The organism is Streptacidiphilus alkalitolerans, from assembly GCF_042511045.1.
GTDB lineage: Bacteria > Actinomycetota > Actinomycetes > Streptomycetales > Streptomycetaceae > Streptacidiphilus > Streptacidiphilus alkalitolerans.
Window position 1 is genome coordinate 706,198 of the sequence record NZ_JBHEZX010000001.1, and the last position, 14,877, is coordinate 721,074.

Below are 14,877 nucleotides of genomic sequence, written 5' to 3' on the forward strand. Positions count from 1 at the left end.
GACCACAGAGGACCCCCCGATGAAATCTGTGCACTCTGCGATGCCGCGCCCGGGCCCGGATCCGGGCCCCCCTGAGGAGGCTGCATGAGCAGGAAAGCGACCGGGCCGGCCACGCGGGACGACGGACACAAGCCCGTGATCCTGGCCCTGGACGACGATCCCCAGGTGCTCAGGGCAGTCCGCCGCGATCTGCGCACCGCCTACGCGGACCGGTACGCGATCCTCACCGTCCACTCCAGCAAGGAGGGGATGAAGGTCCTCGACACCCTGGCCGAACGGCGCCAGGAGCTGGCCCTGTTCCTGGTGGACCAGCGGATGCCGGACGTGACCGGGCTGCAGTTCCTGCTGGAGGCCATGGAGCGGTTCCCGGAGGCCCGCCGGGTGCTGCTGACCGCGTACGCGGAGACGGACGCCGCCATCGTCGGCATCAACCAGGTGGGCCTCGACCACTACCTGCTCAAACCCTGGGGACCGCCGCAGGAACGGCTCTACCCGGTGCTGGACCGGCTGTTGGAGCAGTGGTGGTCCGGCCGCCGCACCGTGCGCCGGCAGATCCAGGTGATCGGCCACGCGGTCTCCTCGACCACCCGTGCGGTACGGGAGTTCCTGACCCGCAACGGGCAGCCGTTCAGCTTCCTCGACGCGGTCGACGTGGACCGGGACTCGGAGATCGGCCAGTTGCTGACCGGTCCCGGCGGGGTCCCCGGAGCGGCGCTGCCGGTGGTGCTGCTGCCGGACGGCATGGTGATGTTCGCGCCGACCGAGGAGGACCTGGCCGAGCAGCTGGGCTGGTCCGCCTCCTCCTCGCTGCCGCACTACGAGTGCGTCATCGTGGGCGCGGGCCCGACCGGGCTGTCCGCGGCGGTGCACGCGGCCTCAGAAGGCTTACGCACCTTGTTACTTGACGCCCAGCCGAACCCCGGCGGCCAGTCCGCCCGGGCTCCGCTGATCGAGAACTACCTCGGCTTCCCCTCCGGCCTCTCCGGCGAGGACCTGACCCGGCGGGCCGCGATCCAGGCGGTCAGCTTCGGCGCCGAACTCATGTGCCCGGCCGAGGTGGTGGGACTGCGGAGGGAGGACCCCGCCAAGATCATCACCCTGGCCGACGGCTCCGAGGCGAGCGCCGAGAGCGTGCTGCTCTCCCCCGGCGCCACCTACCGCCGGCTGGAGGCACGCGGCGCGTCCCGCTTCGAGGGGGTGGGCCTCTACTACGGGCTGTCCGCCGCGGAGACCCGCTCCTGCATCGCCCAGCGGGTGCTGGTGGTCGGCGGCGCCAACACCGCGGGACAGGCCGCGGTCCAACTGGCCAAGTACGCCTCCGAGGTGACCCTGCTGGTCCGGGCCAGCTCGCTCTCCGCCAAGATGTCCCCGTACCTCGCCGACGAACTCTCCCGGACACCGAACATCGCGATCCGACTCAGGACTACGGTAAGAGAATTCATCGGCGTGGACCGCCTCGAACGGGTGGTTCTGTACGACTCGGAGGGCGGTGCCCTGAGCGAGGTGGAGACCAGATTCGTGTTCACCTTCATCGGAGCGCATCCGCACACCGACTGGCTCGGCGACATGGTGGAGCGGGACGACCGCGGTTTTGTGCTCACCGGCTCCGACCTGGTGGCCAACGGCGGTGAGGTGCCCAGCGAATGGAGCCTGGAACGTGCTCCGTACCCGTTGGAGACCAGCATTCCCGGAGTCTTCGCCGCGGGCGACGCACGGGCCCACTCGGTCAAAAGGGTCTCCGCCGCGGTCGGCGAAGGCGCGATGGCGGTCGACCTGATCCAGCGCTATCGCGTCTCAGGATGACACCCGGGCAACGCCCCGATGAGTCGAACACGACCGGTCGGTGCTTGCGCCCCGCCACACGAGGACGTAATTATGATTACAGCTCGTGTATCCATCCGTGACGAAGGGGGGTCGTCCATGACGACCACTGTCGAATACATCCGCTACCGGATCACTCCGGAGAACCGCAAGAACTTCGAGCAGGCCTACCTCAAGGCCGCCGAGTCGCTGGCCGCGGCGCCGGAGTGCATCGACTGGGAACTGAGCCAGTGCCAGGAGGAGGAGGACCGCTACATCCTGCGGATCCGCTGGACCTCGGTGGAGGACCACATCGAGGGCTTCCGCAAGGGGCCGTACTTCCCGGCCTTCTTCGCCGCCGTGCGCCCCTTCTTCCAGTCCATCGAGGAGATGCAGCACTACCACGTCACCGACGTGTTCGGCAGCGGCAAGGCCGCGGCGCAGGGGCAGTCGTGACCGAGCCCGGGGCGTCCGGGCAGCCGGGGACCAAGGAGAAGCCGGCCGGGGAGAAGCCGGGGCCGCCCAGCATCTACGAGTGGGCCGGCGGGGCAGCGGCGCTCAGCCGGCTCACCGAGGTGTTCTACGGGCACGTCCTCCAGGACCCCGTGCTCGCACCGGTCTTCGCCCAGATGGACAGCCGGCACGCCGAGCACGTGGCGAAGTGGCTGGGCGAGGTCTTCGGCGGCCCGCGCGACTACACCGTCGGTCTCGGCGGCCATCCGCACATGGCGAACAAGCACCTCGGCCGGGGCATCACCGAGCAGCAGCGCCGCCGCTGGGTCTCCCTGCTGGTGGACGCGTCGGACGAGGTCGGCCTGCCCGCCGACCCGGAGTTCCGCGCGGTGTTCATGTACTACATCGAGTGGGGCACCAGGATGGCGCTGATCTACTCCGGGGAGAACCCGCCGCCGGTGGACGTGGCGGAAGTACCGGTCTGGCAGTGGGGCCAGACACCGCCGTGGCAGCCCGACTCCGCCTGAGCGTCCGGGTCCTGCTTCCCGCTATGTCAAGTTTTGGAGTAAGTCATGTCAGAAGTGAGCGCTTCTATATCGGCTACCCTGATCGACACCTTCTCCGGCCCGTGGGACTTCCTGGACAACTCCTACCCGGCCAGAATCCATCTGGACGGGCGCGAGTACCCCTCCGTGGAGCACGCCTACCAGGCGTCGCGCATCGGCGGCCAGGCGTTACCCGCACGCATCGCCTCGACCTCCGACCCGGACCGGATGCTCCGGCTGGCCGCTGAGTACTCCGACCGCGCGGACTGGGAGGAGGCCAAGGTCATCGTGATGCGCCGCCTCGTCGAGCAGAAGTTCGACGATCCGGTGCTGCGCGAACGGCTGCTGGCCACCGAACCCGCCGAACTGGTCGCCGGGAACGACGGCGACCCCTTCTGGGGCGGCTGCTACGGACAGGGCCAGAACAGCATGGGCCTGATCCTGATGGCCATCAGGGCCCAGGCCCGGCGGGAGCTCGACCCGGACGCCCCGGTACGCGCCGCGGCCGAGGCACTGGCGGAGTCCGGGAGCGCCCTCGCCTGCGCGGCCCGGGCGCTGATACCCACCGACCACGGGGTCTTCACCGCCTGGGGCTACCGGGGCCTGCTGCAGGGCCAGGAACAGGTGGCACTCACCCTGGGCTCGGTCCGCGGACGCAAGCGCGTCCTGGTCCGGGTCCACTCCGAGTGCCTCACCGGCGAGGCCTGGGGCTCGCTGCGCTGCGACTGCGGTCCCCAGCTCGACGCCGCGATGGCCGCCGTCGCGGCGGCCGGCTCGGGCGTCATCCTGTACCTGCGCGGCCACGAGGGGCGCGGCATCGGCCTGTTGGCCAAACTGCGGGCCTACGCCCTGCAGGACGCCGGCTTCGACACCGTCGACGCCAACTCCGCCCTCGGCCTCCCCGAGGACGCGCGGGACTACCGGATGGCGGCTCAGATCCTCGCCGATCTCGGGATCAGCTCGATCCGGCTGCTCTCCAACAACCCGGACAAGTCCGAGTCGTTGACCCGCTACGGGATCGACGTGGTGGAGCGGATGCCGCTGTTCGTCGCCCCGAACCCGCACAGCATGGCCTACCTGGTCACCAAGCGGGACCGGATGGGCCACGTCCTGCCGGACCTGGGCGGTCTGCCCGCCGCGGTGGGCGCGGGACCGGCTGCCTGAAGGCCGTTCAGCGGCTGTCCGGCACCCCATGGACGCGGGGTCCGGTCCGGTAGCTGGTCACCACCGGAGCGGACCCCGTCGCACGATCCCTCGCACGATCCCCCAGCGGAGCAGACGAAGGAGACCGCGATGGCCACAGACGCACGGCCCGGGGCCGTGCCGCCCCCCGTCCACCTCGCCCACTACGGCCCGCACCCGGAGCAGGTCGTCGACCTGCGGCTACCGCCAGGGGTCCGTCCCGGCGAGGTGAAGACCCTGCTGGTGCTGATCCACGGCGGATTCTGGAAGGACGCGGAGGACCGCTCCGCCGTCGCCCCGCTGGCCGACGCACTGGCCCTGGCCGGATACGCCGTCGCCGTACCCGAGTACCGCCGGGTCGGCTCCCGCGGCGGAGGCTGGCCGGGCACCTTCGACGACATCGCGATGTTCTTCGAGATGCTCGACACCATCTCGGCCGGGCACTCGCTCCGGCCCAGGCGCACCGTCCTGGTCGGACACGCCGCCGGCGCCCATCTGGCGCTGTGGGCCGCCGCCCGGCACCGGCTGACCGCCGACGAGGACTACGACGGCTGGCGCTCGGACTGGCGCCCCGACGCGGTGGTGTCGCTGGCCGGCTGCTCCTCGCTGGACCTCGCCGACGCCTGGAGCCTGGGCGACGACGCCGCGGCGGGCCTGCTCGGCGGCTCGGCGGAACAGGTCCCGGACCGCTACGCGGTCACCGACCCGATGGCGCTGCTGCCGCTGGGCGTGACCGTGACGCTGCTGCACGGCACCCAGGACGCCAACGTGCCGGTGGCGATGAGCCGCGCGTACGCGACCCGGGCCGAGCAGGCGGGCGACCAGGTGCACCTGGTCGAACTCGCGGGCCTGGAGCACCTCGCCCTGATCGACCCGGAGTCCTCGGCCTGGCCGGATCTGCTCGCGGCGCTGAAGAACTGACCGAAAACGGGGCGATCCAACCCTTGGCAGATGCAAGTCAAGAATTGGATGTTCCCTTGCAGGTGCTTGCTACTATTCGGTTCTGGCCCAGCAGATGCGTTACATCCGCCACACTGGTCGGGTCACCCCGCGCCCATCGGCACAGCGTCGGAAAGGGTCCCCGAATGAGCCGCACCGCCCCTGCTGTCCTGCTTCACGGAGCCTTCGACCAGCCCACGGAACTGACGGTCGCTCAACTCAGGGAGCTGCCCGCGCAGCAGGTCTCCGCCTCCTTCAACTGCCGTTCCAGGGGCGCCATGCAGCAGCACAACTTCGAGGGACCGCGGCTCTGGGACGTGCTGCGCACCGCCGGGACGCAGGTCGACCGCGGCACCCGCAAGGTCCGGCTCCGGCACCTGCTGACCGTCACCGGCGCCGACGACCACTTCGCCCTGCTCTCCTGGGCCGAGATCGACCCGGACTTCAGCGGCCGACAGATCCTGCTCGCCACCAGCGTGGACGGAGTCCCGCTGGACGAGACCGGCCCGCAGCTCGTCGTCCCCGGCGACACCTGCGGAGCCCGCTACGTCAGCGGGATCACCACCGTCTGGGTGGGCCTGGCCCGACTCGACCCGGCAGCGGCAGCGGCAGTCCCCGCCGCAGCCGCGGCGGACACCGCCCTGGCCGAGGCCGCACAGCCCCGGGTGCCCAGCACCACCGACGTCAACTGCCTGCTGGGACCGGGCGCCAGAGTGCTCTGCCCGGTGGGCCCGGCCGTCGGCGGCTGAGCCGGGCGAGTAGAGCGGGGCAGGCGGGGGCAGGCGAGGCGAGCGGGTCAGCGCCGGTCAGCCGCCGATGGCGGACATGGGCCGGTCGGGCTGGGTGAACTCCGGATTGTCGATCCCGCCGCCGGCCTTCTTCCCCCACATCGCCGCCCGCCACAACTCCGCCACCGCAGCATCGTCCGCACCCCCGCGCAACGCCCCCCGCAGATCCGTCTCCTGCGTCGAGAACAAGCAGTTCCGCACCTGCCCGTCCGCCGTCAACCGGGTCCGATCACACGCCCGACAGAACGGACGCGTCACACTCGCGATCACCCCCACCCGCGCCGGACCCCCATCCGCACCCGTCCACCCCTGCACCAACCACCGCTCCGCCGGCGCAGCACCACGGCGCCCATCCGGCTCCGGCACCAGCGTGAACCGCTCACCGAGCCGCGCCAGGATCTCCTCCGCGGTCACCATGCCGGTACGGTCCCAGCCGTGCTGCGCGTCCAACGGCATCTGCTCGATGAACCGCAGCTCATACCCCCGCTCCAGACACCACCCCAGCAGATCCGCCGCCTGATGGTCATTGACCCCACGCATCAACACCGCATTGACCTTCACCGGACGCAACCCCACCGCATCCGCCGCCGCCAACCCCTCGAACACCTCACCCACCCGGTCCCGCCGCGTCAACACACGAAACGTCTCCGGATCCACCGTGTCCAACGACACATTCACCCGATCCAACCCCGCACCCCGCAACGCCGACGCCGTCCGCGCCAACCCCACCCCATTGGTCGTCAACGACAACTCCGGACGCGGCACCAACCCCGCACACGCCTCCACAATCCCCACCAACCCCGGACGCAACAACGGCTCACCCCCCGTGAACCGCACCTCCCGCACACCCAACTCACCGACCGCGATCCCCACCAACCGCACAATCTCCGCATCCGACAACAACGACGGCTTCGGCAACCACGCCAACCCCTGCTCCGGCATGCAATACGTACACCGCAAATTACAACGATCGGTCAGCGACACCCGCAGATCCACTGCACGACGCCCGAATGTATCCATCAGCACGGTTCGGCTCACCGGGTGCTCCCCTGGGGGTTGGTGGGGCGGTGGGTAGGAGAAGTGCCACCTGCTCATGGTGGCAGACCGACCCCCGCCGAACCCCGACCCCCGGTTTCACCGCTCCGAATACCTGACCTTGAACCGCCTGAGGGCAGATCAGCCCTCTGGCTCGGCGTCCTCCGACGGGGAGGCCAGCAGATCCAGGATCTGCTGGCCGTAGGTGGCCAGCTTGTTCTCGCCGACGCCGTTGACCGTGGCCAGTTGGGCCAGGGTGGTCGGGGCGGTGCCGGCGATCTCGCGCAGGGTCGCGTCGTGGAAGACGACGTACGCGGGCACGCCCTGCTCCTTGGCAGTGGCGGCACGCCACCCGCGCAGCCGCTCGAAGACCGGCAGCAGCTCCGCGGGCAGGTCGACGGCCGCGGCCTTGCGGCCGGTGCCGCCGCCCGCCTTGGCGGCCTTCGCGGCCCGGACCGCCTTCTCGGGATCCCGCCGCAGCGCCACCTCGCGCCGTCCGCCGAGGACCTCGCCGCTGTCCTCGGTGAGCACCAGCGTCCCGTACTCGCCCTCGACCGCGATCAGCCGCTGTGCGAGCAACTGCCGTGCCACTGAACGCCATTCGGCCTCGGTCAGATCCGCGCCCACGCCGAAGACGCTCAGCGCGTCATGGTCGAACTGGATCACCTTGGCGGTCTTGCGGCCCATCAGGATGTCGGTGATCTGGGTGGCGCCGAACTTCTGGCCGCGCTCGCGCTGCAGCCGCACCACCGTGGACAGGAACTTCTGCGCGGCGACCGTGCCGTCCCAGGACTGCGGCGGGGTGAGGCAGGTGTCGCAGTTGCCGCAGGGGTCGCTCTTCTGCCCGAAGTAGGCCAGCAGTTGGACCCGGCGGCACTCGACGGTCTCGCACAGCGCCAGCATCGCGTCCACGTGCGCGGCGAGCCGGCGGCGGTGCGCCTGGTCACCCTCCGAGGTCTCGATCATCTTGCGCTGCTGGACCACGTCCTGGAAGCCGTAGGCCAGCCAGGCGGTGGAGGGCAGCCCGTCCCGGCCGGCCCGGCCGGTCTCCTGGTAGTAGCCCTCGACCGACTTGGGCAGGTCCAGGTGGGCGACGAACCGCACGTCGGGCTTGTCGATGCCCATGCCGAAGGCGATGGTGGCGACCATCACCAGGCCGTCCTCGCGGAGGAACCGGGACTGGTTCTCGGCCCGGACCCGCTGGTCCAGCCCGGCGTGGTACGGCAGCGCCTCCACCCCGTGGTCGACCAGGTAGGCGGCGATCTTGTCCACCGAGGCCCGGGACAGGCAGTAGACGATCCCGGCCTCGCCCGGGTGCTCGGTGCGGAGCAGCTGCAGCAGTTGCTTGCGCGGCTCGTCCTTGGGCGCGATCCGGTACTGGATGTTGGGCCGGTCGAAGCTGGCCACGAAGTGGCGTGCGCCCTCCAGGCCGAGCCGGGAGCTGATCTCGGCGTGGGTGGCCGCGGTGGCGGTCGCGGTCAGCGCGATCCGCGGCACCTCCGGCCAGTACTCGCGCAGCGCGGACAGGGCCAGGTAGTCGGGGCGGAAGTCGTGCCCCCACTGCGCCACGCAGTGTGCCTCGTCGATCGCGAACAGTGAGATCTTGCCGCGCTGCAGCAGCCGGACGGTGGCCTCCACCCGGAGCCGCTCGGGGGCCAGGTAGAGCAGGTCCAGCTCGCCCGCGAGGAACTCGGCCTCCACCAGCCGCCGTTCGTCCAGGCTCTGCGAGGAGTTGAGGAAGCCGGCCCGGACGCCGAGCGCCCGCAGCGCGTCGACCTGGTCCTGCATCAGCGCGATCAGCGGCGAGACCACCACGCCGACACCGGGTCTGACCAGGGCGGGGATCTGGTAGCACAGCGACTTGCCGCCGCCGGTCGGCATCAGGACCAGCGCGTCGCCGCCGCCGATCACATGGTCGACGACCTCCTGCTGGCTGCCGCGGAAGGCGTCGTAGCCGAAGACCCGGTGCAGCACCTCGGCCGCCTCACCGCCTTCGGAGACCGGTGCGGTGGATGTGAGGCCAGGAACGCTCATCCGCCGATTGTACGGGCCGGGTCGGACACGACACGACGTGTCGGCCGGGGTGGGTGTCGAGGAGGGGCGGACACGAGATATCTTGATATCGAGACGTTTTCGACGTGAAGCGGAGTACTGGTGACTGACTCGACCATCATCTATACGCACACTGACGAGGCCCCGGCCCTGGCGACGTATTCGTTCCTGCCTGTGGTCCAGGCGTACGCCTCGACGGCGGGCGTCAGGGTGGAGACGCGTGACATCTCCCTGGCCGGGCGCATCATCGCGAGCTTCCCGGAGCGTCTCGACGAGGGACAGCGGATCGAGGACGCCCTCGCCGAGCTGGGCGCCCTGGCCAAGACCCCCAGCGCCAACATCATCAAGCTGCCGAACGTATCGGCCTCCATCCCCCAGCTCAAGGCCGCGGTCGCGGAGCTGCAGCAGCAGGGCTACGCCCTGCCGGACTACCCCGACGACCCGAAGACCGACGAGGACCGGGACGTCCGCGCCCGCTACGACAAGGTCAAGGGCAGCGCCGTGAACCCGGTGCTGCGCGAGGGCAACTCCGACCGCCGCGCGCCCGCCTCGGTCAAGAACTACGCCAAGGCGCACCCGCACCGGATGGGCGCCTGGACCGCCGACTCCAAGACCAATGTCGCGCACATGACCGCCGATGACTTCCGCTCCACCGAGAAGTCCGCGGTCCTGGCCGCCGACGACTCGCTGCGGATCGAACTGGTGGCCGCCGACGGCAGCACCACGGTGCTGCGCGCCTCGGTGCCGGTGCTGGCCGGCGAGGTCGTCGACGCGTCGGTGATGCGGGTGGCGGCGCTGGAGTCCTTCTTCGCGGCCCAGGTGGTCCGGGCCAAGACCGAGGGCGTGCTGTTCTCGGTGCACCTCAAGGCCACCATGATGAAGGTCTCCGACCCGATCATCTTCGGCCATGTGGTGCGGGCCTTCTTCCCGAAGACCTTCGCCCAGTACGGCGCGGTGCTCGCGGCGGCCGGCCTGAGCCCCAACGACGGGCTCGGCGGCATCCTCAAGGGCCTGGACGCGCTGCCCGACGGAGCAGCGATCAAGGCCTCCTTCGACGCCGAGCTGGCCGACGGCCCGGCCCTGGCCATGGTCGACTCCGACCGCGGCATCACCAACCTGCACGTGCCGAGCGACGTCATCGTCGACGCGTCCATGCCGGCCATGATCCGCACCTCCGGCCACATGTGGGGCCCGGACGGCAAGGAGGGCGACACCCTCGCCGTCATCCCGGACAGCAGCTACGCCGGGGTCTACCAGGTCGTCATCGACGACTGCCGCGCCCACGGCGCCTTCGACCCGGCGACCATGGGCTCGGTGCCCAACGTCGGCCTGATGGCCCAGGCCGCCGAGGAGTACGGCAGCCACGACAAGACCTTCGAGATCCCAGCCGACGGCACGGTCCGCGTGGTCAACACCGCCGGCGACACCGTGCTGGAGCAGCCGGTCGCCGCCGGCGACGTGTTCCGGATGTGCCAGACCAAGGACGTGCCGATCCGCGACTGGGTGAAGCTCGCGGTCACCCGCGCCCGCGCCACCGGCAGCCCCACCGTGTTCTGGCTGGACGAGAGCCGCGCGCACGACGCCAACCTGATCGCCAAGGTCAAGGCGTACCTGCCCGAGCACGACACGGACGGGCTGCAGATCGAGATCAAGACCCCGGAGGAGGCGACCGCGTTCACGCTGGAGCGCATCCGCCGCGGCGAGGACACCATCTCGGTCACCGGCAATGTGCTGCGCGACTACCTGACCGACCTGTTCCCGATCCTGGAGCTGGGCACCAGCGCCAAGATGCTCTCGATCGTCCCGCTGATCGCCGGCGGCGGCCTGTTCGAGACCGGGGCCGGCGGCTCCGCGCCCAAGCATGTGCAGCAGCTGGTCAAGGAGGACTACCTGCGCTGGGACAGCCTGGGCGAGTTCTTCGCGCTGGCCGCCAGCTTCGAGTTCCTGGCCACCGGCACCGGCAACGCCCGGGCCCAGGTCCTCGCCGACACCCTCGACCGGGCCACCGGCACCTTCCTGGAGGAGGACAAGTCGCCGAGCCGCAAGCTGGGCGGCATCGACAACCGCGGCAGCCACTTCTACCTGGCCCTCTACTGGGCCCAGGAGCTGGCCGCGCAGACCGACGACGCCCAGCTGGCCGGGGCCTTCGCGGCCCTCGCCAAGACGCTGTCGGAGCAGGAGCAGACCATCGTCGCCGAGCTGATCGCGGTCCAGGGCTCGCCGACCGACATCGGCGGCTACTACCACCCGGACGCGGCCAAGGCCGAGGCCGTCATGCGCCCGTCGACCACCTTCAACGAGGCCATCGCCAGCCTCGGCTGACGGCGGGTCAACTCGCCTGTTAAGCAAAGGCGGTGGAAAGGCCCTCCGGGTTCGGAGGGCCTTTCCCGTGCCCGGGGTCGACCGGCTCCGGTCAGAGCCAGCCCCGGTCCCGGGCCTGGATTCCGGCCTGGAAGCGGTTGGCGGCGCCCAGCCGCAGCATCAGGTCGGCGATGTGCTTGCGGTAGGTGCGGATCGAGATGCCCAGTTCCCTGGCCCCCTGGTCGTCCTTGTCGACCTGGCCCATCATCACCAGGATCCGGCGCTCGATCTCGGTCAGGGCGCCGTCCGGGTCGGGCTCCACCGGACCGATCGCCTCCTCGATGTCGACACCGTCCAGCCAGGTCCGCTCGAATAACGCCACCAGGTTCGACACCAGGCCCGGCTCCCGGATCACCAGGGCGCCCAGCGCGGAGTTGTCGGGGTTGATCGGGCTCAGCGCGGTGAGCCGGTCGACGATCAGCATGCGCTCGAACGGCCGCTTGGAGATCCGGATCTCGGCCCCCATCGCGGTCAGTTCCCGCAGGTAGGCGACCGTCGGGGGATCGTCAAGTGCCGCCCCCGCCATGATCGTCCGCATCCGGACCCCGCGTCGGAGCACCCGGGTGTCGATCACCCGGGCCGCCCTGATCCCGTCCGCGCTGAGCGCGCCGTGCGGCTGGGTGGTCATCCCCTCGTGGCGCGCGAAGAACGTCAACTCGTCGATCACGGCCCGGACGTTGGCGATGCCCTCGACCCGTTCGACGGCCTGGTACGTGGGCAGCAGCGGGGAGCCGACCGAGCGGCGCTCATTGACCAGCGCCTCCACGATCCGGTCCTCCCGGACAAGTCTCTCCAGGCGCGCCCGCTGGTCCCGCAGATGCCCCTCCACCAGGCGCTGCACCGCCAGCGCGGGCGACACCGCCCGGTACCTCCGGTCGTCGGAGAGGGCCACCGGCTCTATCGCGTCCATCGCGCTGAGCCGGGCGACGCTGCGCTCCGCCTCGTCCACCGGTATGCCGAGCGTTTCGGCTATCCCCTGGACCGAATTCTCGTAGGAGCGCAGGAGACAGCGATAGACGCTTTCTTCGGTCTCCGACATACCGAGCGAACCGAGGATTCCCGACAACTGTGCCCCCATGCGTTGATAGCAACACGGACCACGACAACTCGCGCCGCATCTTCTCGCACTTGCGGCCGTCTGTCAGGGATCTGCCCGTGCTCATACCTACCCGGATACCGCACAAGTCCTATACCGGGTCTCCTCATCCCGACCGTCCGGACATCGGCGCAGGCCATGGGGGATATCGGTGCGAACAGCCCGACTCCCCCGCGGACCGGGCCCCGCTCCTGCCCGGGGGCGTCGGGGAGCCGCCAGGGGCGCCGGAGTGCGACTGCCTGCAGCCAGTCGCACTCCCGACAGCAGGAAGTTGCAGCCCCCAACCGTCGAACACGGGGCCGACCCTTGCCAGGATCTCTTTTGCAAGGAAGGCGAAGGAAGCGGCAGAGAACCCAAAAGCAGTAGGGGGAGAAATGACCCAGGTATTCGCAGCCAGCATTTCCGCGCACAGCACCGGGGGCCCGGTCTCACCCGAATTCCGTTCGCTGGTCTTCGACTGGTCCTGACGCGCTGCCTGATCCGTCCCCCACTCGACGCTGGAGCGACAGATGACCACGTACTCGGTCCTCATCCCTTTCGTACCACGGCGGCCGGAGCAGGTGCTGCCGTACGCGGCCCTGGTGCAGTGGACACACGCCCACCGGCTCTGGCAGGGGCAGTCGCTCCTGGTGGACCCGTACCAGGGCTTCGCCCACGCGGCTGGCGTCGGCTTCCGGGTGCCGACCGGGATCGGGGTCTCCCTGATGCCGCTGCACCACCCCTACACCGCCGCGCTGCAGGCCCGCTCGCTGTCGCTGACGACAGGTCAGCCGGTCCTGGCGGGCTTCGGCCCCGGTGCCCCCACCTTCCAGCGCGACCTGCTGGGCGCCCCCTACGCCAGCCCGCTGACGGCGGCCCGGGAGTACCTCGGCACCGTACGCGGACTGCTGACCGGGCGGCCCGTCGCAACGGAGGGCAGCTACTACCACTGCCACGCCGCCCTGCCGCCCTCACCGGGCGCGCGGGTCGAGGTGGGACTGGGCGTGCTGCGCCCCGGAATGGCGCGGCTGGCCGGTGAGTTGGCCGACACGGCGATCACCTGGCTGGCCCCCGCGACCTATCTGCGGGACACCGTGGTCCCTGCTCTGCGCGAGGGCGCCGAACGGGCCGGACGCAAGGCCGCTCCCACGCTGACGGCGGTCGTCCCGGTCGCCCTGGCCGTGCCCGACCGCGACCCGGCCGAGTTCGCCCTGGCCGGCAGCGGGGCGCATCTGCAGGGGGCCCACTACCGGGACATGCTCCGCCGGGCGGGCATCAACACCACCGGGTCCGACCCGGCCGCCGACGCCAAGGCACTGGTCGCCGGAGGCGCCTTCGTCAGCGGTGAACTGCCGAGCCTGGTCGAGCAGTTGGCGGAGTTCGCAGCAGCGGGCGCGGACGAGGTGGTGCTCAATCTGACGGGTGTGTTCGCCGCCTGCGGGCCGCAGGTGGCGATGGAACAGCTCAAGAAGATCCTGGCCGCACTCCTCTGACCCGGCCTGACCTGGCCCGACCTGGCCCGACCTGGCCCGACCTGACCTGACCTGACGACAGCGAGAAGTGAGGGAACGTGAAAAGGCATCTCATGTCCTGGGGGACCGGAAAGGCCGGGCTGCTGCCCACACCCCCGGCGGACGGCACCACCGCGACGCTGGTACTGGAACGGGCGGACCATCTCACCGCTGCCGTCGCCTCGGGACTGGCCGGTCCGGAGTCGGTCGTCTTCGTCCCCACCTCGGCGGACGGGGGCGATGGGGGTGTGTACACCGTCGGTGGCCCGACCGTGGTCCACTACGAGGGCTCGCTCAGCGACGCCGGGGGTGAGTTCTCGGTCGGCAGCAGCTTCTTCCTGCAGAGCCAGACCTACGGCGTCAGCCCCTATATGTCCGTGGTCGGCCCGACCCTGGTGCGGATCGCCGACGAGACCGACTTCCAGTACTACCTGGACGACGCCGACCAGGCCCGCGAGGCGGGAGTCTTCTCGGACTTCCTCACCCATCCGGTGATCCAGCTCGCCGACGTGTGCGCCCTCGGCAGCGGGCCCTCGGCCGACGGACCGCAGTGGCGACTGCACATCGCCGCCTCGGGCACCGTCTCCACCTCCCCGCACGGCCGCCCGCTCGGCACACTCGGCGCCTCACCCGAGCAGCTGCAGCACGCCTGGACCCAGCTCCGTACCGACCCGGGCGAGCATGGCTGCCCGGTCTGCCTCGGCAGCGTCCTGGACCAGCCGGCCCGCGCGGACGCACTCGCCGCCAGGCCCTGGCTGGGGCGCTATCTGGCCGCACTGGACTCCATCCGCGACCTGCGGGCCCGCGGCCTGTCCGAGCCCCGGGTGTCCGGGTTCGGCGCCCGGCTGCTGCCGGAACTGGCCGAGCTCGGCCTCGCCGCCGACGTCCCCTCGGCCGCCGCGCCGCTGCTGCTGTGGACGGACCAGGCCGCCTTCGTCCACACCGTGGACCGCAGCCGGACGTTCCAGCTGGACCTCGCGCTCGCCCCCGCCGTCGAAGCCCTGCTCGGCTGCGGCTCCGCCGAGGACCCGGAGCGCTTCGCCGACCGGGGCCTGCTGGAACGGGCCAGGGCATCGCTGCGCGCGGTCGGCGTCGAGCTGCACCGGGCCGAGTCCGTCGGCGCGGGGGTGTGACCC

The 14,877-nt window shown here is 70.7% G+C and carries 12 protein-coding genes; 9 read left to right on the forward strand and 3 right to left on the reverse strand.

The window, feature by feature from the left end:
- Positions 1–84 precede the first annotated feature (84 nt).
- The 6 genes from ACEZDG_RS03155 to ACEZDG_RS03180 all read left to right on the forward strand — a co-directional run bounded on the left by ACEZDG_RS03155 (position 85) and on the right by ACEZDG_RS03180 (position 5,668).
- Positions 85–1,803 carry an FAD-dependent oxidoreductase gene (locus ACEZDG_RS03155; RefSeq protein ID WP_380501954.1) on the forward strand — a complete coding sequence of 573 codons (1,719 nt, stop codon included), beginning with the start codon at positions 85–87 and terminating at the stop codon, positions 1,801–1,803.
- A 117-nt stretch (positions 1,804–1,920) separates the two neighbouring features.
- The gene (locus ACEZDG_RS03160) at positions 1,921–2,256 is read left to right on the forward strand and encodes a putative quinol monooxygenase (protein ID WP_380501956.1); all 336 of its coding nucleotides are present in this window, start codon (positions 1,921–1,923) and stop codon (positions 2,254–2,256) included.
- Positions 2,253–2,780 carry a group II truncated hemoglobin gene (locus tag ACEZDG_RS03165; protein WP_380501958.1) on the forward strand — a complete coding sequence of 176 codons (528 nt, stop codon included), beginning with the start codon at positions 2,253–2,255 and terminating at the stop codon, positions 2,778–2,780. Before ACEZDG_RS03160 ends, ACEZDG_RS03165 begins: the two co-directional genes overlap by 4 nt.
- A 45-nt stretch (positions 2,781–2,825) precedes the next feature.
- On the forward strand, positions 2,826–3,962 hold the full coding sequence (gene ribA / locus ACEZDG_RS03170; RefSeq protein WP_380501960.1) for a GTP cyclohydrolase II: 1,137 nt from the start codon (positions 2,826–2,828) through the stop codon (positions 3,960–3,962).
- A 129-nt stretch (positions 3,963–4,091) separates the two neighbouring features.
- Positions 4,092–4,901 carry an alpha/beta hydrolase family protein gene (locus ACEZDG_RS03175; RefSeq protein WP_380501962.1) on the forward strand — a complete coding sequence of 270 codons (810 nt, stop codon included), beginning with the start codon at positions 4,092–4,094 and terminating at the stop codon, positions 4,899–4,901.
- A 164-nt stretch (positions 4,902–5,065) separates the two neighbouring features.
- Positions 5,066–5,668 (forward strand): molybdopterin-dependent oxidoreductase, encoded by a 603-nt coding sequence (locus ACEZDG_RS03180; protein ID WP_380501964.1) that lies wholly within the window; start codon positions 5,066–5,068, stop codon positions 5,666–5,668.
- A 57-nt stretch (positions 5,669–5,725) separates the two neighbouring features.
- On the opposite strand, the gene moaA is transcribed toward ACEZDG_RS03180, so the two are convergent.
- Positions 5,726–6,733 carry a GTP 3',8-cyclase MoaA gene (gene moaA / locus ACEZDG_RS03185; protein ID WP_380502239.1) on the reverse strand — a complete coding sequence of 336 codons (1,008 nt, stop codon included), beginning with the start codon at positions 6,731–6,733 and terminating at the stop codon, positions 5,726–5,728.
- A 150-nt stretch (positions 6,734–6,883) separates the two neighbouring features.
- A complete protein-coding gene (gene recQ / locus ACEZDG_RS03190) occupies positions 6,884–8,776 on the reverse strand; it encodes a DNA helicase RecQ (protein ID WP_380501966.1) in 1,893 nt (630 codons plus the stop codon).
- Between the two features lie 120 nt (positions 8,777–8,896).
- On the opposite strand from recQ, the gene ACEZDG_RS03195 reads away from it, so the two are divergent.
- The gene (locus tag ACEZDG_RS03195; protein ID WP_380501968.1) at positions 8,897–11,116 is read left to right on the forward strand and encodes an NADP-dependent isocitrate dehydrogenase; all 2,220 of its coding nucleotides are present in this window, start codon (positions 8,897–8,899) and stop codon (positions 11,114–11,116) included.
- A gap of 91 nt (positions 11,117–11,207) precedes the next feature.
- On the opposite strand, the gene ACEZDG_RS03200 is transcribed toward ACEZDG_RS03195, so the two are convergent.
- Positions 11,208–12,194, reverse strand: a complete 987-nt coding sequence (locus tag ACEZDG_RS03200; protein ID WP_380501970.1) for a helix-turn-helix domain-containing protein — start codon at positions 12,192–12,194, stop codon at positions 11,208–11,210.
- Between the two features lie 566 nt (positions 12,195–12,760).
- Between ACEZDG_RS03200 and ACEZDG_RS03205 the strand changes: the two genes are divergently transcribed.
- Both ACEZDG_RS03205 and mpaB read left to right on the forward strand, forming a co-directional pair.
- Entirely contained in the window at positions 12,761–13,723 is a 963-nt protein-coding gene (locus ACEZDG_RS03205) for an LLM class flavin-dependent oxidoreductase (RefSeq protein WP_380501972.1), read from the forward strand.
- A 77-nt stretch (positions 13,724–13,800) separates the two neighbouring features.
- Positions 13,801–14,874, forward strand: coding sequence for a daptide biosynthesis RiPP recognition protein (mpaB, locus tag ACEZDG_RS03210; protein ID WP_380501974.1), 1,074 nt, complete (start codon positions 13,801–13,803; stop codon positions 14,872–14,874).
- Positions 14,875–14,877: the final 3 nt, after the last annotated feature.

What these genes read in the sequence shown, in the direction of transcription:
- ACEZDG_RS03155 (WP_380501954.1), top strand. Translation starts at nt 85, where the DNA reads ATGAGCAGGAAAGCGACCGGGCCGGCCACGCGGGACGACGGACACAAG.
- ACEZDG_RS03160 (WP_380501956.1), top strand. Translation starts at nt 1,921, where the DNA reads ATGACGACCACTGTCGAATACATCCGCTACCGGATCACTCCGGAGAAC.
- ribA (WP_380501960.1), top strand. Translation starts at nt 2,826, where the DNA reads ATGTCAGAAGTGAGCGCTTCTATATCGGCTACCCTGATCGACACCTTC.
- ACEZDG_RS03175 (WP_380501962.1), top strand. Translation starts at nt 4,092, where the DNA reads ATGGCCACAGACGCACGGCCCGGGGCCGTGCCGCCCCCCGTCCACCTC.
- ACEZDG_RS03180 (WP_380501964.1), top strand. Translation starts at nt 5,066, where the DNA reads ATGAGCCGCACCGCCCCTGCTGTCCTGCTTCACGGAGCCTTCGACCAG.
- recQ (WP_380501966.1), bottom strand. Translation starts at nt 8,776, where the DNA reads ATGAGCGTTCCTGGCCTCACATCCACCGCACCGGTCTCCGAAGGCGGT.
- ACEZDG_RS03200 (WP_380501970.1), bottom strand. Translation starts at nt 12,194, where the DNA reads ATGTCGGAGACCGAAGAAAGCGTCTATCGCTGTCTCCTGCGCTCCTAC.
- ACEZDG_RS03205 (WP_380501972.1), top strand. Translation starts at nt 12,761, where the DNA reads ATGACCACGTACTCGGTCCTCATCCCTTTCGTACCACGGCGGCCGGAG.